The organism is Pseudarthrobacter scleromae (assembly GCF_014644515.1).
Classification (GTDB): Bacteria; Actinomycetota; Actinomycetes; order Actinomycetales; family Micrococcaceae; genus Arthrobacter; species Arthrobacter scleromae.
Window position 1 is genome coordinate 1 of the sequence record NZ_BMKV01000015.1, and the last position, 1,227, is coordinate 1,227.

Below are 1,227 nucleotides of genomic sequence, written 5' to 3' on the forward strand. Positions count from 1 at the left end.
GGCGGGGCGCGGACATCCTTGAGGGATGGGACTGACGATGAGCCAGCGCAAGGCCGTCACGGTGATCAAGGCCCGAGCGTATGCCCGCGGGAGCCGGCTGGAGAAGGTGCGGATCCTGGACGAACTGGTGGAGCTGACGGGCTGGAACCGGGACTACGCACGGCGGGCTGTGCGTCAGGCTTTGGAGCTGCGGCCGGTACGACCCCGTCCGCATCGACCCCCGGTTTATGGTCCGCGGGTGATCGAGGCGCTGGTGGTCTGCTGGGCGGTGCTGCGGGGCCCGGCCGGCAAGAGGCTGGCGCCGATGCTGCCGGTGCTCGTGCCCTTGCTGCGCCGGGACGGGGAACTGGACCTGACGGACGCGGAGGCGGTACTGCTGATGCGGATGAGCGCGGCGACGATCGATCGGAAGCTTGCACCGGAGCGGGCGAAACTGGTGCTGCGGGGCCGGTCGCATACCAAGCCCGGCTCCTTGTTGAAGTCGCAGATCCCGGTGAGGACCTGGGCGGACTGGGACGACGCGGTGCCCGGGTTCGTTGAGATCGACCTGGTCGGACATGAAGGCGGCGTGGCGTCCGGACAGTTCTGCTTTACACTGACCGTGACTGATATCGCGACCGGGTGGACGGTGAACCGGTCGGTTCCGAACAAGGCCCAGAAATGGGTGTTCGCAGCCCTGCAGTACGCGCTGGGCCGGTTCCCGTTCCCGATCCTTGGGATTGACTCAGACAATGGGTCCGAGTTCATCAACGACTACCTGCTGGAGTACTGCCATGCCCGGCAGATCACCTTCACCCGGTCCCGGCCGGGCAACAAAAACGACGGCGCCCATGTGGAACAGAAGAACTGGGCGCGCGTCCGTGAGCTCGTGGGCTACTACCGTTACGACACCGCGGCAGAGCTGGAAAAACTCAACGCCATCTGGGAACTCGATGCGCTGTTCACGAACTACCTGCTGCCCCAGCAGAAGCTGCTTTCGAAGGAACGTCATGGGGCAAAAGTGGTCAAGAAACATGATGCCGCCCTCACCCCGCACCAACGCGCCGCCGCGCATCCGAACGTCCGGAAGCGGCCCGTCATCGCCATGGACGCCCAGTTCAAACGCCTCAAACCGGCGGCACTGTCCCGCCAGATCCTGGCCCTGACCGGACAGCTTGAAGCCCTCAGCCAGGCCAAAGCTGCTCCCCGCGACTACAAGATCAACACCTGGTTCAACTCGTACCCGAA

General features: G+C 65.0%; 1 protein-coding gene. It reads left to right on the forward strand.

Going from position 1 to position 1,227, the window contains the following annotated elements; all coding sequences use genetic code 11:
- Positions 1–37: 37 nt before the first annotated feature.
- On the forward strand, positions 38–1,227 hold a 1,190-nt coding region (locus tag IEX33_RS19225; protein WP_188732477.1), incomplete at its 3' end, for an integrase catalytic domain-containing protein.